Origin of the sequence: Neoroseomonas eburnea (genome assembly GCF_018129005.1) — a bacterium.
In the GTDB taxonomy this organism is placed as follows: domain Bacteria; phylum Pseudomonadota; class Alphaproteobacteria; order Acetobacterales; family Acetobacteraceae; genus Neoroseomonas; species Neoroseomonas eburnea.
The window spans coordinates 1-20,223 of the sequence record NZ_JAAEDL010000036.1; the positions used below are offsets into that span (position 1 = coordinate 1).

General features: G+C 69.1%; 22 protein-coding genes. 17 read left to right on the plus strand and 5 right to left on the minus strand.

Translation table 11 applies throughout. The features are described 5' to 3' along the window. Positions 1–508 precede the first annotated feature (508 nt). Together GXW74_RS24190 and GXW74_RS24195 are read left to right on the plus strand one after the other, a co-directional pair. Positions 509–1,924 carry a hypothetical protein gene (locus tag GXW74_RS24190; RefSeq protein ID WP_211849167.1) on the plus strand — a complete coding sequence of 472 codons (1,416 nt, stop codon included), beginning with the start codon at positions 509–511 and terminating at the stop codon, positions 1,922–1,924. 43 nt (positions 1,925–1,967) lie between these two features. Next, a complete protein-coding gene (locus tag GXW74_RS24195; RefSeq protein ID WP_211849168.1) occupies positions 1,968–2,891 on the plus strand; it encodes a phage exclusion protein Lit family protein in 924 nt (307 codons plus the stop codon). Between the two features lie 17 nt (positions 2,892–2,908). Here the strand turns inward: GXW74_RS24195 and GXW74_RS24200 are convergent, their stop codons facing one another. The 3 genes from GXW74_RS24200 to GXW74_RS24210 are packed head-to-tail and all read right to left on the minus strand — an operon-like array spanning position 2,909 to position 4,880. Next, positions 2,909–3,316, minus strand: a complete 408-nt coding sequence (locus GXW74_RS24200) for a hypothetical protein (protein WP_211849169.1) — start codon at positions 3,314–3,316, stop codon at positions 2,909–2,911. After that, positions 3,313–4,662 carry a recombinase family protein gene (locus GXW74_RS24205; protein WP_211849170.1) on the minus strand — a complete coding sequence of 450 codons (1,350 nt, stop codon included), beginning with the start codon at positions 4,660–4,662 and terminating at the stop codon, positions 3,313–3,315. The genes GXW74_RS24200 and GXW74_RS24205 overlap by 4 nt, the downstream gene beginning before the upstream one ends. Beyond that, entirely contained in the window at positions 4,659–4,880 is a 222-nt protein-coding gene (locus tag GXW74_RS24210; RefSeq protein ID WP_338148322.1) for a DUF2924 domain-containing protein, read from the minus strand. The genes GXW74_RS24205 and GXW74_RS24210 overlap by 4 nt, the downstream gene beginning before the upstream one ends. On the opposite strand from GXW74_RS24210, the gene GXW74_RS24215 reads away from it, so the two are divergent. From GXW74_RS24215 to GXW74_RS24285, 15 genes are all read left to right on the plus strand, one after another. Next, positions 4,800–5,567, plus strand: coding sequence for a hypothetical protein (locus tag GXW74_RS24215; protein WP_246524042.1), 768 nt, complete (start codon positions 4,800–4,802; stop codon positions 5,565–5,567). The two genes, GXW74_RS24210 and GXW74_RS24215, sit on opposite strands and share 81 nt — an antisense overlap. A 168-nt stretch (positions 5,568–5,735) precedes the next feature. Then, entirely contained in the window at positions 5,736–5,948 is a 213-nt protein-coding gene (locus GXW74_RS24220; RefSeq protein WP_211849172.1) for a helix-turn-helix transcriptional regulator, read from the plus strand. Between the two features lie 147 nt (positions 5,949–6,095). Continuing rightward, on the plus strand, positions 6,096–6,398 hold the full coding sequence (locus GXW74_RS24225; RefSeq protein WP_211849173.1) for a hypothetical protein: 303 nt from the start codon (positions 6,096–6,098) through the stop codon (positions 6,396–6,398). Further along, the gene (locus GXW74_RS24230; protein WP_338148319.1) at positions 6,395–7,306 is read left to right on the plus strand and encodes an ATP-binding protein; all 912 of its coding nucleotides are present in this window, start codon (positions 6,395–6,397) and stop codon (positions 7,304–7,306) included. The genes GXW74_RS24225 and GXW74_RS24230 overlap by 4 nt, the downstream gene beginning before the upstream one ends. A gap of 3 nt (positions 7,307–7,309) precedes the next feature. After that, complete coding sequence (locus GXW74_RS24235) at positions 7,310–7,960, plus strand: hypothetical protein (RefSeq protein ID WP_211849174.1); 651 nt, start codon at positions 7,310–7,312, stop codon at positions 7,958–7,960. 14 nt (positions 7,961–7,974) lie between these two features. Next, positions 7,975–9,660: a DEAD/DEAH box helicase gene (locus GXW74_RS24240; protein WP_211849175.1), complete on the plus strand. Its 1,686-nt coding sequence runs from the start codon at positions 7,975–7,977 to the stop codon at positions 9,658–9,660. Between the two features lie 15 nt (positions 9,661–9,675). Continuing rightward, on the plus strand, positions 9,676–10,050 hold the full coding sequence (locus GXW74_RS24245) for a DUF6511 domain-containing protein (protein ID WP_211849176.1): 375 nt from the start codon (positions 9,676–9,678) through the stop codon (positions 10,048–10,050). After that, entirely contained in the window at positions 10,050–10,811 is a 762-nt protein-coding gene (locus GXW74_RS24250; RefSeq protein WP_211849177.1) for a hypothetical protein, read from the plus strand. The genes GXW74_RS24245 and GXW74_RS24250 overlap by 1 nt, the downstream gene beginning before the upstream one ends. After that, positions 10,772–13,195, plus strand: coding sequence for a phage/plasmid primase, P4 family (locus GXW74_RS24255; RefSeq protein WP_211849178.1), 2,424 nt, complete (start codon positions 10,772–10,774; stop codon positions 13,193–13,195). The genes GXW74_RS24250 and GXW74_RS24255 overlap by 40 nt, the downstream gene beginning before the upstream one ends. A gap of 161 nt (positions 13,196–13,356) precedes the next feature. Next, the gene (locus GXW74_RS24260) at positions 13,357–13,824 is read left to right on the plus strand and encodes a hypothetical protein (protein ID WP_211849179.1); all 468 of its coding nucleotides are present in this window, start codon (positions 13,357–13,359) and stop codon (positions 13,822–13,824) included. A gap of 213 nt (positions 13,825–14,037) precedes the next feature. After that, positions 14,038–14,637, plus strand: coding sequence for a hypothetical protein (locus GXW74_RS24265; protein ID WP_211849180.1), 600 nt, complete (start codon positions 14,038–14,040; stop codon positions 14,635–14,637). Between the two features lie 71 nt (positions 14,638–14,708). Beyond that, a complete protein-coding gene (locus tag GXW74_RS28785; protein WP_408903891.1) occupies positions 14,709–15,137 on the plus strand; it encodes a Panacea domain-containing protein in 429 nt (142 codons plus the stop codon). A 170-nt stretch (positions 15,138–15,307) separates the two neighbouring features. Continuing rightward, positions 15,308–15,955 carry a hypothetical protein gene (locus tag GXW74_RS24275; protein WP_211849182.1) on the plus strand — a complete coding sequence of 216 codons (648 nt, stop codon included), beginning with the start codon at positions 15,308–15,310 and terminating at the stop codon, positions 15,953–15,955. A gap of 302 nt (positions 15,956–16,257) precedes the next feature. Next, positions 16,258–17,724 (plus strand): site-specific DNA-methyltransferase, encoded by a 1,467-nt coding sequence (locus GXW74_RS24280; RefSeq protein ID WP_211849183.1) that lies wholly within the window; start codon positions 16,258–16,260, stop codon positions 17,722–17,724. Beyond that, the gene (locus GXW74_RS24285) at positions 17,714–18,979 is read left to right on the plus strand and encodes a site-specific DNA-methyltransferase (protein WP_211849184.1); all 1,266 of its coding nucleotides are present in this window, start codon (positions 17,714–17,716) and stop codon (positions 18,977–18,979) included. The genes GXW74_RS24280 and GXW74_RS24285 overlap by 11 nt, the downstream gene beginning before the upstream one ends. A gap of 13 nt (positions 18,980–18,992) precedes the next feature. On the opposite strand, the gene GXW74_RS28185 is transcribed toward GXW74_RS24285, so the two are convergent. Together GXW74_RS28185 and GXW74_RS24295 are read right to left on the minus strand one after the other, a co-directional pair. Then, positions 18,993–19,847 (minus strand): DUF3489 domain-containing protein, encoded by an 855-nt coding sequence (locus tag GXW74_RS28185; RefSeq protein ID WP_246524024.1) that lies wholly within the window; start codon positions 19,845–19,847, stop codon positions 18,993–18,995. A gap of 110 nt (positions 19,848–19,957) precedes the next feature. Then, positions 19,958–20,194 (minus strand): hypothetical protein, encoded by a 237-nt coding sequence (locus tag GXW74_RS24295; RefSeq protein WP_211849185.1) that lies wholly within the window; start codon positions 20,192–20,194, stop codon positions 19,958–19,960. Positions 20,195–20,223 lie beyond the last annotated feature (29 nt).

Here is a 20,223-nt window from a genome sequence, read left to right on the forward strand (position 1 = left end):
TTGAACTCGACGCTGTGGGACCGGTGTCTCGCCATGGGCTTCCATCCTTCGAAAGCCCGGCACCCCGGTCAAACCATTCCTCGTCCCCTGTCCGCCTCCAGGGGCCCACTCCAAAGCGTTGATACTTCGAGGTCGTAACGACGACCCTCCGGGCGTCTCTCTGTGCCCGATTCTCTCCGAGCCTTGGGACTTGGTAGCTTTGGTCTACAAGGTTCAGGGTATTGTTTTTCGATCATTTTCGCGGCGCGCCAGTCCCACACTTTCAGCAAGCGCATTGCTCGGGCGATCGCCTTGGGACGCCGAATCGCCAACTTTCCCCCCAAGCCTAAGCCCGAGGATTCCGCGCGTTGGATGGCTCCCACTGCACCGCCATGCTTCTGCTAACGGGCGAAGGCAGGGCGAGGTATGGGAAGCCAACGATATCCTCGCCGCGGCAGCCGTGGCGGAGGCGCCGAAATGATGGAGGCGGATGCGTGCATCTGACGCTTACGGACTTGTGAGGCTGGCCATGGCCTCACCCGACCAGCCGCGGCTGATCACCCCGATCAGTAAGCGCCACTTCGAGCTCTATGCGCTGTCGCTCGAACGCGGCCCCAATTTCGACCCCGCCCATATCTTCAGCGCCTATCAGACCGGACGGGGCAGGACCTGCGGCTGCATCCTCTTTGATCCGGAGCAAGCGACCTTTACCAGTCTCGCCTTGCGCCGGCGCATCGATCACTGCTGGACAAAGGTCGACGAAAGCGGCCCCTATTCTACCCCCGATGCCGCGCTCGACCGCCTCGGCATTGCCTTACGGGCCGGCGATCCGCCGGACCCCTTGCCGCCGGGAGCCAAGCGCCGCCCGCTCTTGCTGAAGCCCGGGCCGCGCGGCACGTCTCCGGAGTTCGATCTGCTGATGACCACTATCAGCCATCGGCCGGCTCTCATGGCGATCGGTGAATGCTATCTCGCGCTCCCCAATCCCGACGCTAACTTTGTCCCTGATTTTCAGACCAACAACTTTGCCTCCCGGCTGTTCGAACTCTACCTTCTCGCCTGCTTTCGAGAACAGGGTCTCAACGTCCGGCAAAATCATGTCTCGCCCGACTTCCTGATCGAGAAGGCGGGCGACACGTGCTGGATCGAGGCGGTGACGGCGAACTCCGAGACCCCACGCGCCGGCGGGATCGGCGACTGGACGCATGCGCCGCAGGATCGCATCGAACGCTTGACGGGAGGTCCGGCCGAGCGCTTCGCCAAAACGCTGCGGGGCAAACTCCAGCGCAACTATCATGAGATGGGCCACGTGAAAGGCCAGTCCTTTGCTCTCGCATTGGCAGACTTCCACGAGTCCGGCTCGATGGTCTGGAGCCGCGAGGCCCTGCCCACCTACCTTTACGGACTGCGTGCCGATATCGAAGGAGAAGGTGCGGAACGGCGCGCGGTCGGGACACCGATCGCCAACCTGACGGGCAAGCACGGCATCCCGGCGGGGCTCTTCCGCGATCCCGAAATCGCCCACCTGTCGGCCGTCATCTTCAGCAATGCGGCAACGCTCGCCAAGTTCAACCGGATGGGCTTCCTTGCCGGCTGGCGCCCTCCCGGGCTGACGATGATCCGGAGCGGCATCCTCTTCGACCGAACCCCAGGCGCGCTGGAGCCGATCGACTTCGAGTTGTCGGTCGCGAGCGACGAGTATGAGGCACTCTGGCCCTGGGGCGAAGCCTGGTGCCAGGAGTTGGAGGTGTTCCACAATCCGCTGGCCACCCACCCCATCCCTTTCGGCCTCATTCCAGGCGCGACCCATTGGTTCGAGCGCGATGGCGACATCGAGTGCGCCACCATCTGGGCGAACTCAGTCCTTTCGTCGATCACCCATGTGCGCATGACGGGCGAAGCCCGGACGTCGGACGACGCGCCTGATGAAAGCGTCCCGTCATGATCAGGTCGCCTGCCCTATTCCCTCATTCGGAGAAGCCACAGGCATGACGACCGAGCCGTCCGACCGGACAATTATCCTCCATCTCTTGCGCGGCGCCGTGCCCGAACGCGCCGATGAGATCAGCGCCCTCTGGAGCCAGTACGGCCATGCCGTCGAAGTCGCGCCCAGTACCAAGGGCGTCACGATGAATGCAGACGCCAGGCGCATCCAGTTCGATACCAAGACGATCGATTTTTTCTGGCTGCTCGGTTTCAGCACTTGGCGCGCCGTCGAGGTCTATGCGCCCGCCCTGGAGTTCGCGACCGCGACCGGAATACCGCTCAATCATGCGCTCGGTATCGACGACGAACGCGGACAGTACAAGTTCGACTACAAGCAACGCATCGACTGCGCCCAATCCCTCGTCGCAGCTGAGCAGACCGCCGAAATTTCCTGGCCTGCGGATATCCCCAAACCGACTTCCGATCGTGAAAGCCTGGGCGACGTCGAGCACATGGCGGCGTTCGATCTCGTCGCACTCGCCTTGGCCTTCTCGCTTCTGCATGAATTCCGACACGTCATGTACTGCGCCGACAACAGCTCCCCCTCGACACTGCCCGAAGAGGAAATTGCCTGCGATATCTATGCCCGCGACTTCATGACGAGCGGCCTTGCGGCCTATGCGAAGCAGCACGGGCATAAGTTCGCCGAAGTCCATCAGAAGCGCGCAATGGGGATAGCGCTCGCGGCCGTGGTCATTCATGCGATGACGCCGACCCACGCCCACTGGGGCAATCGACAATATCCGCCGATCGTCGAACGGCTGACCGCGATGATCGGCGGCTACAGCCTTCCTGCAGGCTCGTCCTTCTGGCTGTTCACAGCCTGTCTCCTGATCGCACTCATGCGGCAGGATGACCGGCCGCTCGACATTGTGGCGAACTCAACCCGTGAGATGGTCGAGATCCTGCTCGACCGGCTCCGGTAAGCCTGGAGGGTTCCGCGTCAGAAAGCTGGCGGGGCCGGAGGCCGGTTGAGCATCCTCCGCTGATCTCCCCAGACCATCGGCACGGGCCCCATCAACCGCGCCAGGTGCGCCTCCACCCACGCACGCCCGCTGAGCAGCTCCTCAACGATATCGGGTGCGAGGACCGCCAATCGCAGCAACCGCCCCAGATAGCCGCGGTCAATCCTCTCCCCCACCGCCATCTCGGTGATCGACGCGTACCGCCCCTCGTCCAGAAGCCGCTGATATCGGAACGCTCGCGCCAGAGCCTTCACCAGCGCCGGATCGGCGCGCGTCGAGGTGGCGGCCTCGCCGTCGTCCGGGACCGGCGTCACGACGGTCTTCCGCCCGGGCCGATGTCGGATCGCCAGCGGCACGCGCACCGTGATGCTGGTCGCGGTTGTCATGCCGCCCTCCGCGCCGCGGGCGCCATCGCGCCGAGGTCCTTGACCAGCCCCGCCAGCCCCTCGACCCGCATGCGAATGTCGGCGCCGTCCGGCCCGATGACCACCCGCTCCACCAACGCGTGCACGATCCGCGCCTGCTCCGCCGGGAACAACTCTTTCCACAGCGGCTCGAGTCGGTGCAGCGCGTCGCGCACATCTGCCTCGGCGAGGTCCGGTGCCTCGCGCCGCGCCGCGAGCCAGGAGCCGACCGCGATCTCCGGCTGCCTTAGCAGCGCGCGGACCTGCCCGATCACCGCACCCTCGATCTCCGCGGCGGACACGCGCCGCACGATGCCGTTGTCGCCGTCCGCGTCGCCCTTCAAGACGCGCTGCGCGACGTAGTACCGGTAAAGTCGGCCCTTCTTCACGCAGTGCGTCGGGGACAACGCGCGGCCGTCCACCCCAAAGATCAGCCCCTTCAGAAGCGCCGGCGCGTGCTGCCGGTTCTGCGCGGCGCGCTTGCGCGGGCTGATCCGGAGGATGGCGTGCGCCCGGTCCCACAGATCCCGCGAGACGACCGCCTCGTGCTCGCCGCGATAGACGTTCCCCTTATGCGTGACGTCCCCGATGAAGGTCCGCAGGTTCAGGATCTTATAGACGTCGCCCTTGTCCAACGGCCGGCCGGACTTCGCCGTGACACCCTCGGCCTGTAGGCGGCGCACCGTCTCGACGCTGGCGCCAGTCTCGATGAAAAGCTCGAACACGCGCCGCACGCGGGCAGCCTCTGGCGCATTCACAACCAGCTTGCGGTCGCGCACGTCGTAGCCGAGCGGCACCTTCCCCCCCATCCACATGCCGCGTGCCTTCGACGCTGCGACCTTGTCGCGGATACGCTCGCCAATCACCTCGCGCTCAAACTGCGCAAAGCTGAGCAGGATGTTCAGCGTCAGCCGCCCCATGCTGGTCGTCGTGTTGAAGCTCTGCGTCACCGAGACGAAGGTCACGCGGTGCGCCTCGAACGTTTCCACCAGCTTTGCGAAGTCCATCAGTGATCGGCTGAGTCTATCGATTTTGTAGACAACGATAACGTCGATCAGGTCCGCCTCGATGTCGGCTAGCAGCCGCTTCAGCGCGGGGCGCTCCAAAGTGCCACCGGAGAAGCCGCCGTCGTCGTAGCGGTCGCGCACGAGCACCCACCCCTCGGCGCGCTGACTTGCCACATAGGCCTCGCAGGCCTCGCGCTGCGCGTCGAGCGTGTTGAACTCCTTGTCCAAGCCCTCGTCGGTGGACTTCCGCGTGTAGACCGCGCAGCGCAGCTTCTTCGTGGTGGCCGGGAACGCCTTGCCGGAGGCCGCGTGCGTCCTCATGCCGAGGCTCCCGGCTGGCGCAGCCCGAAGAACACCCAGCCGTTCCAGCGCGTGCCGGTGATATGTCGAGCAATGGCGGAAAGCGACCGATAGGGCCGGCCCTCATACTCGAAGTCGTCCGCGCGCACAGTGACGACATGCTGCACGCCATCGTACTCGCGAATGAGCCGCGTCCCCGGAAGCGGCCGGCTGTCGGCGCGGATCCGGCGCAGCACCACGTTGCCGCCGTCAAGCTGCTCACCCAGGGCCTCGAGGCGGGCCCGGGTCTCTCGCTTCTGCCGCGCGTCGTCGCCAACCTCTACGCCGCCAGGACCGTTCCCTGCAGGCCGATCGTCCCGGAGCACCTCTGGGAGATGGGCGACGTGCAACTCCCGGGGCGCCGCCAGCGGGCGTCTCTCTGGATTGCCCGGCGCCTGACCGACCGCGCGGTCTGGACATCCTTCGCGGAGGCGATCCGCAAGAGGCCAGCGCCGGGTCTGCGCATCGTGCTCAGCCTGACGCCCACCGATCGGCTGGAGAAAGACATCCATCTCGGGCACAGCATCGTCGCCCTGCGCGATGTGGCCCTGGCCACCGATCCGCTCGTCGTCGATCCGGCGATTCTTGCAGCCCGAATCAGCGGCAGCGTCACTCGCGACGACCAGCAGATCTCCATCGCAGCGGAAGGCGCGGTGGTCACTGTCCTTGGCAACAAGTACAGGTTCACTGGCGTGAAGCAGCGCGCCATCATCCGCCACCTCCACGAGGCCTACACCTCCGGTACGCCGGAGTGCATAACCAGCCAGGTCCTAGAGGCCGCTGAATGTGGCGCCAGCGTCAACACTCTGGCTAAGGCCTTCGCAGGCCGCGAGGACTGGCGCGACTTCATCGCAGAGGAAGGGGGACGCTGCTGGATGTTCTGCTGACCAACCCACTCGTCGCTTCGCCGAAAGCCGCCCGCAGGGCGGCTTTCCGCTGTCCGACACCTGATTCTTCGATTCCTGCCTTCACTCCTACCTGGCTCCTGCCCGGCTCCTACCTGCTCCTCCCGCATCTTCCCCGCAGTCGTTCGACACGACGCGGAGAAAATCGCGATGACGAAAACCCACATCACGCAGGCCGAGCTGGCGCGCCGCTGGAGCATCAGCCCGCGCACGCTTGAGCGGTGGCGCTGGATCGGCGAGGGGCCGCGCTTCCTCAAGATCGGCGGCCGCGTGATCTATCGCCTCGAAGAGATCGAGGCGTTCGAACTCCGCCAGACGCGCAGCAGCACGGCGAACGCCCCGCAGGAGCGCGCCACCGCCTGATCGAACCCGGCTTTCCTGCCGGGTCTTCCTGGGAATGCAACACCGCCGCAAGGCGGAAATACCGGGACGGTCAGCTCCGCCGCGTCGGGGCCCGGCAGCACCATCACCGACGGAACAGGAGCGCGACGACGAAGGAGTCACGCTCTCATGTTCAAGACCACCACGCCGCTGCAGCGGCTTCGCGAGTCCTCGTACACCCTGTCCGAGTTGCCCGAGAGCATCCGTACGGGCGACGTCGGCGAGTTCAGCCAGCCGATCAACAAGGCGATCAACACCGCAACGGTGGACGACATCGCCTTCGCCATCCAGGCGCTCGGGGACGAGGCCGACGCCCTCTATCGCCGCGTCAGCGCGCTCAAGCAGCTGCACGACCGCGCGCGCCGCGCCGGGGCGGTCGGTGCAGAGCTCGCGGTCGACGCCGCCGCGCGCCTCGTGGAGCGCCGCAAGTGAGCGCGCCCTTCGACAGCCGGCCGTCCGGCGGCTTCCGCATCATCACCGCCGACCAGCGCATGGCCGAACAGCGGGGCATCAAGGGCGTGCTCACCGGCATCTCGGGCATCGGCAAGACGTCGCAGCTCTGGACGCTGGATGCGGGCCGGACGCTGTTCGTGAACCTCGAGGCCGGGGAGCTCGCCGTGCAGGGCTGGCCCGGCGATGAGGTCCGCGTGCGCAGCTGGGAGATGGCGCGCGACCTCGCCTGCTGGATCGGCGGGCCGAACCCGGCCATGCGGCCCGACCAGCCCTACGACGCGACCCACTACGAGCGCGTCTGCACCGCCTTCGGCAGCCCGGAGCAGCTGGCGAAGTACGAGACCATCTTCGTCGACAGCATCACCGTCGCCTCGCGCCTCTGCCTGCAGTGGTGCAAGGGCCAGCCGCAGGCGGTGTCCGACCGCAGCGGCAAGTCCGACCTGCGCGGGGCCTATGGTCTGCTCGGCCAGGAGATGATCGGCTGGCTGACCCACCTGCAGCACACGCCGAACAAGAATGTCTGGCTGGTCGGCCTGCTCAACAAGCAACTCGACGACTTCAACCGCCCCTACTTCTCGCTGCAGGTCGAGGGCAGCAAGACCGGGCTCGAGCTGCCCGGCATCGTCGATGAGGTCATCACCCTCGCCGAGCTTCCGCGCGAGAAGGAAGCACCCTTCCGCGCCTTCGTCTGCACCACGCTGAACCCGTTCGCGTATCCGGCGAAGGACCGCAGCGGCCGCCTCGCGACCATCGAGGAGCCGCATCTCGGCCGGCTGATGGAGAAGATCCGCCGGCCCCTGACGACGCCGCCGACGGCGCAGTTCCAGGTCGCACTGCCCGCGGCGGAGCCCGCGATCCCCACCAACTCGACGCCGCAGGAGGGCTGAGCCATGTCCGGCAGCTTCACGCACGACTTCAACGGCGCCGAGGCGCAGCAGAACGCCTTCGAGGTGATCCCCGCCGGCACGCTGGTGAAGGTCCGCCTCACCATCCGGCCCGGTGGCGTTGGCCCGGAGGGCTGGGTCACGCAGAGCCGCACCAGCGACGCGCAGTACCTCAACACCGAGGCGGTGATCCTGGAGGGACCGCACACCAAGCGCCGGATCTACACGCGCATCGGCCTGCGCGGGAAGGGTGCGCAGGGGGCGGACGACGCCTACGGGAACCGCGGCCGCTCGCTAATCCGCGGCATCCTGGAGAGCGCCCGCGGCATCGCCTCCAAGGATGCCTCCGATCGCGCCCGTGCCGCGCGCACTATCCGCGGCTACGGCGACCTGAACGGGATGGAGTTCCTCGCCCGTGTCGGCGTCGAAAAGGACAAGACCGACCCGCGTGAAGAGGGGCGCAACGTCATCGCCGCGGCGATCGGCCCGGAGCACGCGGACTACGCCCGCCTGATGGGTGCGGCACCGGCGGCGACGCAGCCCATGCTGCCCGGCCCGACGACGCCGGCGATCGGCGGCACCGCGCCCCCCTGGGCCGCCGCCCAGCCTGCCCAGCCGCCCGCGGCAGCGGGCAACGCGCCCTTCTGGGCGCGCTGAGCGGGAGGCCCACCATGATCCCGCGCGACTACCAGCGGGCGGCGGTGGACGCCGCCCGCGCCAAGACGGCGGCGCACGGCAACACGCTGGTCGCGCTGCCGGTCGGCGCCGGCAAGACCGCCGTCGCCGGCTTCTTCATCGGTGAGGAGGCGGCAGCAAAGCCCGGCTCCCGCTTCCTGGTGCTGCAGCACACGGACGAGTTGATCGAGCAGAACCGGGCCACGATCGGCCGGGTCGCCGGCCTCCCCGCCTCGGTGGTGAAGGCCGAACGCGACGACTGGTCCGGCCAGATCGTCTTCGGGAGCGTGCAGACGCTGGCGCGCTCCGCGCGGCGCGCCCGCATGGGGCAGGTCTCGCACCTCGTCATCGACGAGGCCCACCGCGCGGCCGCGGACAGCTACCAGGCCATCATCGCCGACGCCCGCGCCGCCAACCCGAAGCTCAAGCTGCTCGGCCTCTCGGCCACGCCGGAGCGCGGCGACGGGCGCAGCCTTCGCAAAACCTTCTCGAACATCGCCTACCACCTGCCGATCTCCGCGCTGATCGCCCAGGGCATCCTGGTGCCGCCGCGCACCTTCACCATCGACGTTGGCGTCTCCGACGACCTGGATCAGGTCGGCGCGACGGCCGGCGACTTCGACATGGACGCCGCCGCCAAGGTACTGAACCGGGCAGTGGTCAACGAGGCGGTGGTCGAGCACTGGCACGAGCGTGCCGGCGACCGCCGCACCATCGCCTTCTGCGCCACCGTCGCCCATGCCGAGGCGGTCGCCGCGGCCTTCCGTGCTGCGGGGATCACCGCCGAGACGGTCACCGGCGAGATGCCGGCGAAAGAGCGCGCCGCGCTGCTCGCCCGCTTCGACCGCGGGGAGGTGCAGGTCATCACCAACTGCATGGTGCTGACCGAGGGCTTCGACAGCCAGCCGGTCGCCTGCATCGTCGTGCTCCGCCCGATGCTCCACCGCGGCACCTTCATTCAGGCGATCGGTCGCGGGCTGCGGAAGGTCGATCCGGAGCGCTTCCCCGGCGTGGTGAAGACCGACTGCGTCGTGCTTGACTTCGCCGGTGCCGCGCACCGGCATGGCTCGATCGAGCACGATGGTATGCTCGCCGAGGAGGAGGACGCGGGGCCGGGCCAGGCGCCGTACAAGACCTGCCCGGACTGCGAGGCGGAAGTCCCGCTCGGCACCATCGCCTGCCCCTTCTGCGGCCACCTCTGGGAGCGGAAGCTCCGCGAGAAGCGCCCCCTGCAGTGCTTCGGGCTGACCGAGATCGACCTGCTGGACCGCTCGCCCTTCCGTTGGTGGGACATGCACGGCGACGGCCACGCGATGATCGCCTCCGGCTTCGACGCCTGGGCCGGCGTGTTCTTCGACGGGGAGCACTGGCACGCGGTCGGCAAGCTGCGCCAGGGGCGCCTGCGGCATCTCGGCGTCGGCGAGCGAGCCCAGGTCCTGGCCGGGGCCGACGACTTCCTGCGCCAGGCTGAGACCGGGGCCGCCGCCACCAAGAGCCGCCTCTGGCTGAACCACCCCGCCAGCCCGCGCCAGCGCGAGCTGCTGGTGAAGGCCGGGGACGCCGATCCGGCGCTGGACTTCGGCCTGTCGAAGTACGCGGCGAACTGCCGGCTGAACTTCCTCTGGCACCGGCCGCAGATCCTGGCCGCGGTGTTCCCCGGCGGCCTGGGGAGGGCGGCATGAGCCGAGAGCACGACGATGTCCCTCGCGCCCGCGCCTCGCTCGCTCTGCGCCGTGTGCAGGCGGCCCGCGCGCGGCTTTGGCTGGTTCGACCCGACCTCGGCGAAGCCGCCGCGGCCCTCGGTCTCCTTCTGCTCCATCACCTGCCAGGGCTGGTGGGTGCGCTTGGCGCGGCGGTCCACCGCCATGGTTGATCTGACCGAGCAGGAGCGCGCCGCCCTCCGCGCCGCCATGCGGGCGATGGCCGAGGTGATGGCGGAGATCGGCTGGACCACGCCGCTGAACGCGCTCTCGGAGCAGAAAGTGCTGACGCTGGCAGAGGTGGCGGTCGGCGCCTTCCAGGGCGCGATGCGCGCCTCCGCCTCCCCCTCCACGCCGGAGGTGCCGTTCTGATGGCCGACGGCAGCCTCGACTTCAATCACCGTCCGAAGCCGCCCACCCCGGCCGAGGCGATCAACGCCCTGATCGATGCGGCGCTCGTGGCTGAGAACGGCACGCGGGCGCGCCGGGAATACCTCGGCGGTTCGCGCCTCGGTGATCCCTGCGGTCGGCGGCTGCAGTACGATTTCCTGGACGTCCCGCGCGACCCGGACACCGGCTTCTCGGGGCAGACGCTCCGCATCTTCGCGGTCGGGCACGTCTTCGAGGATCTGGCGATCGGTTGGCTCCGGCACGCCGGATTTGACGTCCGCACCCGCAACCGCGCCGGCGAGCAGTTCGGCTTCTCGGTCGCCGGCGGGCGTGTGCAGGGCCACATCGACGGCGTGGTCGTCGCGGCTCCCGCGCCGGCGCAGGCCTGCGTTGCCGTGCCAGCACTGTGGGAGTGCAAGTCGGCCAACGCCCGGAACTGGAAGGAGATCGTGCGGCGCGGCGTCGCCGCGGCGAAGCCGATCTACGCGGCGCAGATCGCGCTCTACCAAGCCTACATGGGCCTGACCGAGGCGCCAGCCCTTTTCACCGCGGTGAACAAGGACACCGCCGAACTCCACCACGAGCTCGTGCCCTTCGACGGGGCGCTGGCCCAGGCCACCAGCGACAAGGCGGTGCGCGTCCTGCAGGCCTGCGACGCCGGCGAGTGGCTGCCGCGCGTCGCGGCCGAGCCCGAGCACATCGAATGCGCCCGCTGCCCGTGGCGCAGGCGGTGCTGGTCATGAGCGCCGCCGAGGTGATGCCGCCCATGCCAGTCGCCCCCGATGCCGCGATGGTCGCGGCCTATGCCGACATGGTCTTCGGCTGGTGCGAGGGCTGGGTCGCGGTCCGCGCGCTGGCCGAGAAGGGCGGGCCCGACCGCGCGCCGCACACGCCCTTCCTGCCCGCCGATGCCGAACTGCCGGCGAAGCTCGCCATCCAGGCGCAGTGGGCCGCTGCGGCGGGCATGGCACTTTACGTCATCCCTGGCACGGTCCCGGAGCCCGGCCAGGCCAGTGCCGAGCATATCGCGCAGATGCAGGTGGTGCTGGTCGATCTGGACGGCGGCGACATCGCAGCCAAGCGGGCGCACCTCCTCCAGCATCTCGGCCCGCCCAGCCTCGAGGTCGCCTCGGGCGGCGTCACACCGGAGGGGCAGGCGAAGCTCCACCTCTACTGGCGGCTGACCGAGCCGGCCACGGGCGAAGATCTGGCCAAGGTCTGCCGGCTCCGGCATGCGATAGCGGTGAAGGTCGGTGGCGATCCGGCGTTCCGCTCGGCGCACCAGCCCATCCGCGTCGCAGGCTCGGTGCACGCGAAGACGGGCCAGCAGCGCCTCGTCGCCATCCGCCACAGGGACGGCCACGACCAGGATCTGACCGAGCTCGCTGAGGCGGTGCTGGCAATGCCGCCCCTGCCGGGCGTTGGTGTCGAAGCGGCTGTGGACGCGGCCGGCAATCCCCTCGACTTCAACGGGGCGGGCTCCAGCCGCGGCGACGTCACCGAGCTCTTCGGGCAGCAGGTTCGGGAGGGCGGTGCCGACGGCGTCACGCGCTTCGAGGCGCTGTCCCGGATCATCGGCTACTGGATCCGCCGCTGCCAGGACGGCTTCGTCACCGCGGCCCAGGCCTGGCAGGAGATCTGCGACTACAACACCGCGCGGATCACCCCGCCCTGGCCCGAGGACCGGCTGCGGCACGAGGCCGAGCGGCTGTGGCGAAGGGCCGAAGCCAGCCATGCCGGTGCGGGCGCCGCCGACCCTGAGCATGGCGAGGTCGGTGGCGACGGCACCGGCGATGACGGCGTGCTGCCGATCGGCTTCACCGAGGACGCGCTCGCCGCCGAGTTCAGCGAGCAGCATGGCGAAGACTGGCGCCATGTCTCTGTCTGGGGAGCGTGGCTGACCTGGACCGGCTCGCGCTGGGAGCGGGAGGGGACGCTGCGCGCCTTCGACCTGGCTCGCCTCGTCTGTCGCGCCGCGGCCAATCGGGCCAACAGCAACAAGGTCAGGACGAAGCTGTCGCAGGCATCGACGGTCGCAGCCGTCGAGCGCCTGGCCCGCGCCGATCGCCGCCACGCCACCACCGCCGAGGTCTGGGACCGCGATCCCTGGTTGCTGAACACCCCGGCCGGCGTCGTGGATCTGCGGACCGGCGCCCTCGCCCCGCACGACCGCGCTCTCTGCATGACGAAGATCACCAGCGCGGCGCCCCAGGGCGAATGCGCGGCTTGGGTTGCCTTCCTCGCCCAGGTGACCGGCGGGGACGTCGAGCTGCAGGCCTACCTCCGCCGGGTGGTCGGCTACGCGCTCACCGGCGTCACCACCGAGCACGCGCTGTTCTTCCTCTACGGCACAGGCGCGAACGGCAAGTCGGTCTTCGCCAACACCCTGACGGCTCTGCTCGGCGATTACGCCACGGTCGCGCCGATGGATATGTTCATGGCGACCACCGGCGATCGCCATCCGACCGACATGGCCGGCCTGCGCGGCGCCCGCATCGTCACCTCGATCGAGACCGAGCAGGGCAGCCGCTGGGCCGAGAGCAAGCTGAAGGCGCTCACCGGCGGCGACCGCATCACCGCACGCTTCATGCGGCAGGACTTCTTCGAGTTCACTCCGCAGTTCAAGCTGCTGGTCGCTGGCAACCACAAGCCGTCCATCCGCAACGTCGACGAGGCGATGCGGCGGCGGCTGCACATGGTGCCCTTCACGGTCACGATCCCGCCCGCCCAGCGCGACAAGCGCCTGCCCGAGCGGCTCCTGGCGGAGCGTGACGGCATCCTGGCCTGGGCGCTGCAGGGCTGCCTCGAATGGCAGCGTGTCGGGCTCCGCCCGCCCGCCACGGTCCTGGCCGCCACCGAAGAGTACTTCGAGGCCGAGGACGCCCTCGGCCGCTGGTTGGCCGAGTGCTGCGAGCGCGGCGTCAACCACGTCGAGGCAACGGCGGTGCTCTTCGCAAGCTGGAAGGCATGGGCGGAGGCAGGCGGCGAGTACGTCGGCTCGGTGAGGCGCTTCTCCGACAACCTCCTCAATCGCGGCTTCGAACTGCACCGCAAGGGCTCCGCGCGCCAGCTGCGTGGGCTCCGGCTTTGCCAGTCGACGGCGCCGGCTGGCGCCATCCAGTTCTGAGAGGGATGCAGCGTATGAAAGCGAAAAATGGCGAAGGCTCGGCCATTCGAGTGACGCAGATGACGCAGGCTACCCAAACAGCCGTTCGCGCGCGCACACGCGCACGCGTGACGGGTGTTTCCGGACCCAGCGTCATCTGCGTCACTGACCGGGCGCCTCCCATGGGAAGCCTGCTCGCCCTTGACCTCGGCAGCACCCTCGGCTGGGCGGTGCGACTGGCCGACAACACCGTCACCTCCGGCACCGCGACCTTCCGGCCCGGGCGCTTCGAGGGCGGTGGCATGGGCTGGCTGCGCTTCCGCCGCTGGCTGGACAGCATGGCCGCCAGCGCCGGCCCGCTCGGCAGCATCGTCTTCGAGGAGGTCCGACGCCACGCCGGCACCACCGCCGCGCACGTCTATGGCGGCTTCCTCGCGCACCTGACGGCGTGGTGCGAGGGCAGCGGCGTCCCCTACCAGGGCGTCCCGGTCGGTACGATCAAGCGCTTCGCCACCGGCAAGGGGAATGCGGGCAAGGACGCGGTGATCGCTGCGATGCGGACTCGCGGCTTCACGCCGACGGACGACAACGAGGCGGATGCCCTCGCGCTGCTGTTGTGGGCGATCGATGCCCAGGGCGGCGCGCAGTGAGGCTGCCCGGAGCGCCAGCCTTCCCGCGGTCGCCGCTCGGGCGCGAGCCGAGCTCGGCGAACGCAGCCGACCTCGAGGCCATGCGCCGCCGCGTGTGGCGCGAGCAGGGCGTCGTGGCGCTCCGCCTCGATGACATCACCGATCCCTGGCTTCGCCAGGCACTTACCAACGAAGCGATGCGGCGCTGGGGGCCGCGGAATGGAGGCACGACCCATGGCCGCTAAGCGCAAGAAGAAGATCCGCGTCCAGCAGGAGAGCCTCGCCATGCCGAGCCAGTGGCGCCTCCAGCATGGTGGGTTCAGTGAGCCGATCCGTGAGGCAGATCCGGAGACCGGCGTACCCGTCGTGCATCGGCGCGCGGTCGACACACTGGGTCAGATGCTCGCGAACGGCACCATCACCCAGGAGATGCATGACGCCGGCGCGGTCTTCCGGCGGCAATTCCGCTCGGCTGCGCTGGATGCGCTGCGTGGTGCGGCCCTGGTCCGCCTGCCTGCCGCGACGGGCGAGACCATGACCGAGCGGCAGGTTCTGGCCCGTCGTCAGGTCGCCGCAGCACTGGACGTGCTGGGTGGGCCGTGCGGCGCGGCGGGTAGTTGCGTCTGGCACGTGGTCGGCCTCGAGTGCTCGGTACGCGAGTGGGCAATGCGTCAGGGCTGGGGTGGCCGAACGGTACCTGCGACGCAGGCGCAGGGGATGCTGGTTGCAGCACTCGGCGTGCTTGCAGCACACTATGGGCTTGACAGCACTCGCCAGTCCGCGCCCTACCCCCGCACAAGGACGCCAGCGATCAACGAGGGAGGGCAGAATTGACATACGACGCACGTGCAGTCGCAAACGCCCTTCTCGATCTGGCTGCTGAGAACGGCGCTTCGCTCACGCACATGGCAGTCCATAAAATCATCTACTACGCCCACGGTTGGTATCTCGCGAAGTATGGCGAGCCATTAGTCAAGCAAGAATTCGAGGCGTGGAAAGATGGGCCCGTCCTGCGTTCAGTGTGGGAGAGTCTGCGCGACTCGGGATCCAGGCCCGTGACCCAGCGGGCTGAGCGCTTCGATCCTGTCAAGCAGACGCGAGAAATCGTAAGGCCAGAGATCGCCGAGGATGTTCGACAATTCCTCTCTAATGTTCTTGGCGCGTATGGGCATCTCCATGCGTTCGAGCTCTCCGAGATGACCCATGCACCTGGCGGACCGTGGGACCTCGTCTGGAACTCGCCTGGTGGCCGGGTAACGCTTGGGATGCGAATCTCGCACGAGGCGATTCGCAGGCACTTCGAACGAATCGGGGCGTCTCAACCAGCTTCATAAATTCGGCCTGACTGCAAGCATGCAAGCCAGTCGCACAGCCTGTGCTGAGCGCGGGCCAAAGAGGGCTTGCGCGTGGAACGCGACTCCATGCTAGGCCTTGGTGCATGAAGCGATTCCCCGTTCCCCCCGCTCACGACCTCGTTCGGTTCCCGGCCAACACAGCTGAGAACATGGCGAAGTCCTACCGGCGCTGGTTGCTGGGCGGCCCTGCCGCGTTCTCGAATGACCCGGCCCGCGCAGCCGCCAGGTTTGCGCTGACGCGGGAGTTGCCGTTGGAAGTTCTCATCCGCAATGTCCGAGGGGCAAGCCGGCCTCTGGGGCGGGATGCCAACGCCGAGATCGTCGAAGCCGTCTGGCATCATCACGTCGAGCGCGACATCCGCGCGCACGACGCTCCGAACTGGCTGTTCGACTTCCTGGCCGGCTTCGGGGTCAGGATCGCTGCAGACTTGTTGGCAGTTGAAGGTGGAACGGCGAGCCTGTTCTGGCTCCAGACGCGCCGTGGCGCCGCGCCGTCGCTGACACAGCTTGGAATGCTTCAGCGGCTATTCCTCCTGAAAGCGCGAGACAGCGACTTCGAAGATGTAGGGCTTACGATCCTCGACCTGGGTAAGCCCATCGAGGGCGGCGGTCGCGTGGTCAAGCCATACGCGATCGGCGACTTGCCGATGCCGAGCGAAGATGACGCGCGGGCGATGCTGCAGACATTCGCGGATGCTCACGCACTCCTCGTGGCAGAGAACTTCGCGAAGACACGGGCAGAACATCGCGCGAAGCAGCGGCGCCCATCGAAGGGGCAGGACGACCTCTTCGCTTAACTAAACGTTCGGCGAGTGCGCGAAGGAGAAGGTAGAGCGGCGAAGGAATGTCGCATTGATGCCTGAAACTCACATCGAGTAATCTCTCGGCATTCGTTGAATTCCGCCCGCGCCGCGGCTCACCAGCCACAGCGTCGCTCCATCGAGACAGTGGCTCTCGAGCCGATGGTTCCTTCCTGGCCCCGCCGTATGCGGGGGGCGGAAGCGCGCAAGGTTCCTAGCGCCAGGCCAGTTTTCCAGGTTGCCAGCGCCGCGCAGTTGCCAGCCGCGCCGGCGACCATTCCAACATCACGCAGGTGCAGATGCCCCAGGCCCCATGGTCTGCGAGCGCCGTCGAGGCGCGCGCGGTCGCATCCCTGCTGCCCTATGCCGGCAATGCGCGCACGCATTCCGCCGAGCAGGTGGCGCAGATCGCGGCCTCCATCCTCGAGTTCGGCTTCGTCGCGCCGGTCCTGGTGGACGAACGCGGCGAGCTCATCGCGGGTCACGGCCGGCTGCTGGCCGCGAAGTCCCTCGGCCTCGACACCGTGCCGACCATCGTCCGCGCCGGCCTGAGCGAGGCGCAGAAGGCCGCGTATCGCTTGGCCGACAACCGCATCGCGCTGAACGCCGGCTGGGACGAAGCGCTGCTCGCGGCCGAGGTCGCGAAGCTGCAGGAAATGGGCGGCATCGACCTCGCGCTGACCGGTTTCGACGGCGCCGAGATCGAGCGGCTGCTGGCAGGGCTGGAAACCGAGGCCGGCAACCTCCCGGCGCCGGCGGTTGCCAGCGGTGCCGAGCCGGCTCCTGGCAACCAGCCGGACGCGGATGGCGCGGAGCCGGCGGAAGACCCCGCGGATGCGGAGCCTGAGCCGCCCCGCCAAGCCGTCGCGCGCGTCGGCGACATCTGGCTGCTGGGCGAGCACCGGCTCGCCTGCGGCGACAGCACGAACCGCTCCACCGTGGCTCGCGTCATGGCCGTGGATCGTGCGGCGCTGCTGTTCACCAGCCCGCCTTACGGGAATCAGCGGGACTACACCACCGGCGGCGTCTCGGATTGGGATGCGCTGATGCAGGGCGTGTTCCAGCATCTCGACGGCGCGCTGCGCCGCGACGCGCAGGTGCTGGTGAATCTCCGGCTGATCCACCGCGAGGGGGAATGGCAGCCGTATTGGCAGGGCTGGCTCGACTGGATGCGAGCGCAGGGCTGGCGGCGCTTCGGCCTGTACGCCTGGGACCAAGGGCCTGGCCTGCCCGGCGACTGGAACGGGCGCCTCGCACCGGCCTTCGAGCTGGTGTTCCACTTCAACCGCGAGGCGCGGCCGCCCAACAAGATCGTGCCCTGCAAATGGGCCGGCACGCCGAACAAGGGCAGCGGGCTGCGGGCCGCCGACGGCGAGGTGAAGGCCTACACGCATATCGGCCTGCCGGTGCAGGAGATGCGCATCCCCGACAGCGTGCTGCGCATCACCCGCCACAAGGGTCGTGGCATCGAGACCGAGCACCCGGCGGTGTTCCCAGTCGCGCTGCCAGAGTTCCTGCTGCGCGCCTACACGGACGAGTGCGACGTCGTGTTCGAGCCGTTCGGCGGCTCCGGCACGACCATCCTCGCCGGCCAGCGCACCGGCCGGCGCGTCCGCGCCATCGAGCTTGCGCCGGCCTATGTCGACCTGGCGATCGCGCGGTGGCGGATGCTGCATCCAGACCTTCCGGTGACACTGGCCGAGGACGGCCAGGACTACGATTCCGTCGCCGCGGCCCGCGCTGAGGTAACGGCCGATGCTGCCTGATCTCCGCGTCGAGATGATGCCTGTGGCGGCGCTCGCACCCTACGCCGCGAACGCCCGGCTGCACCCGACCGAGCAGGTGGCGCAGCTCGCTGCCTCGATCGGCGAGTTCGGCTTCAACGTGCCCGTGCTGGTGGACGACGCCGGCGTGCTGATCGCCGGCCATGGCCGCGTGCTCGCCGCGAAGGCGCTCGGCCTCGAGGAGGTGCCCGCCATCCGGCTCGGGCACCTGTCCGAGGCGCAGGCGCGGGCGTTCCGTCTGGCGGACAACCAGCTGGCGCTCAACTCCACCTGGGACGAGGGACTGCTCGCCGCCGAGCTGCGCGCGCTGCGCACCGACGAGTTCGACCTCGGGGTGATCGGCTTCGACGGCGCGACGCTCGATCGCCTGCTCGGCGACGCGACGACGGACCCGCCCGCGCCGGGCGGGGATCCTGACGCGCCGACGCCGGAGCCACCAGAGGCGCCCGTCACCCGGCCCGGAGATCTGTGGCTGCTCGGGGCGCATCGCCTGCTGTGCGGCGACGCCACCAGCGCCAGCGATGTGGCCCGGCTGCTGGACGGCGCGCGGCCGCACCTGATGATCACGGACCCGCCCTACGGCGTGAACTACGATCCCGAGTGGCGGAATGAGGCGGGCGTCTCGGCCACGATGCGCACCGGCAAGGTGGCGAACGACGACCGCGCCGACTGGCGCGATGCCTGGGCGCTGTTCTCAGGCGACGTCGCCTATGTCTGGCACGCGGGCGTACACGCGCGCACGGTGATCGAGAGCCTCGAGGCCGCCGGCTTCATCGTGCGGAGCCAGATCGTCTGGGCGAAGTCGCGCTTCGTGCTCGGGCGAGGCGACTACCACTGGCAGCACGAGCCCTGCCTCTACGCGGTGCGCAAGGGAGCGACCGGTCACTGGCAGGGCGCGCGCGACCAGGCGACGCTTTGGCCGATCAGCACCGGCGGCGACGAGGACGCGGCGACGGTGCACGGCACGCAGAAGCCGGTGGAGTGCATGCGCCGGCCGATGCTCAACAACAGCGCGCCCGGCGATGCGGTCTACGAGCCCTTCTGCGGCAGTGGGAGCACTATCATCGCGGCGGAGACCACGGGCCGCCTCTGCTACGCGATGGACATCGACGCGCGCTACATCGACGTCGCCGTGCGACGCTGGCAAGCCTTCACCGGGCGCGCTGCCGTGCTGGCCGGGGAGGAGACGGTCTTCGACGACATCGCCGCCGCCCGCAGCACGCAGGCGGCGGCGTGATGCCTTCGGGCGATCAGGCCGGCAGGTGGTAGATCGTGTAGGATCCGCGGGCGCCCTCCTTGTTCGGCCCGACCTGGCGGACCCGCTCCAGCACCTGGACCTCGATGCCCTGGCGCTTCTTGAGGCCCGCGAAGAACCCGCGGACCGTGTGCTGCTGCCAGCCGGTGGCCTCGCAGATCTGCGCGATGGTCGCGCCCTCCTCGCGGCGAAGCAGGGCCAGCACCTGCTCCTGCTTGGTGCCCTCGCGCGGCTTCCGCGGCGCGCCGTGCTCGCGCGCGGCGCGGGGCGGCTTGCCCGCGAGGGCAGCGCGCAGCGCCTGCATCGGTCCGTCGAGGGCGGTGATCATGTCGGTCTCGCGGTTGGCCTCGTCGTCCCAGGCGGCCAGCACCGCCGCGGCGGCGTCGCGCAGGCTCGCGCGCAGGGCGGGCGCGGGCGCGCCCTGGGCGGGTTCGGACTCCTCCGCGGGGGCATCCCCCTCCGCCGGCTCCTCCCCGCCCGTGGGCGCCGGATCGGCCACCGGCGCGGCAGCCTCCGCGGCGGCGCGGCGCTCGGCGTTGCGGCGGGCGATGGCCTCGGGGCTCTGCTCGTCCTCCTCGCGCGCGTCGCCCGCGTTCGGGTCGATGCCGATGGCGCGCAGCCCCTCGTCCGTGATGCGCGCCACGATCCAGGTCCCGTCCTCATCCTGTCGCCAGCCGAGCCCGACATGCTCCCGCGGGGCGTTGATCTCCGTGAGCAGGTTGTTCTTGATCAGGCTGCGGAACACCGCGTTGCGGGCGGCGGCCGGCAGGGTCTTCGGCGCGCGGGCGAGTCCCATCTCGTGCTGCGCGGCGGCGCTCAGGATTACGCGCTGGGTATCGGAAAGCTTCATCGTCGGGGTCTCCGGTTCGGCACCCGACCAGCCGGGTGCTACCACCCCGAGCCCCGCAGGCCTTGCCTGTCGGGGCGGTGGCGGCGCCGCGTGGCGGCAGGCGTGGCGGGCTACTCGGCGAATTCGCCGCGCTTGAAGTAGCAATCGGTCACGCTCGCCAGTCGGCTGTTCCAGTGTTCGAGCGTCGCGGCCTTGCCCCAGAGGACCTCCTCGGGATCCGCCCCGAAGTGGTCCGCGCTCATCTGCTGAAGCTCCGCGACCATCGCGTCGAAGCGGGCCTTCTGCTGCAGGAAGGCTTCGAGGCTCTTCTGCTGATTGCGGGCGGCGCGGGCTTCGCGGTCGGTCATCTTCGTCTCCGTCTGGCGCGCGGTGCTCC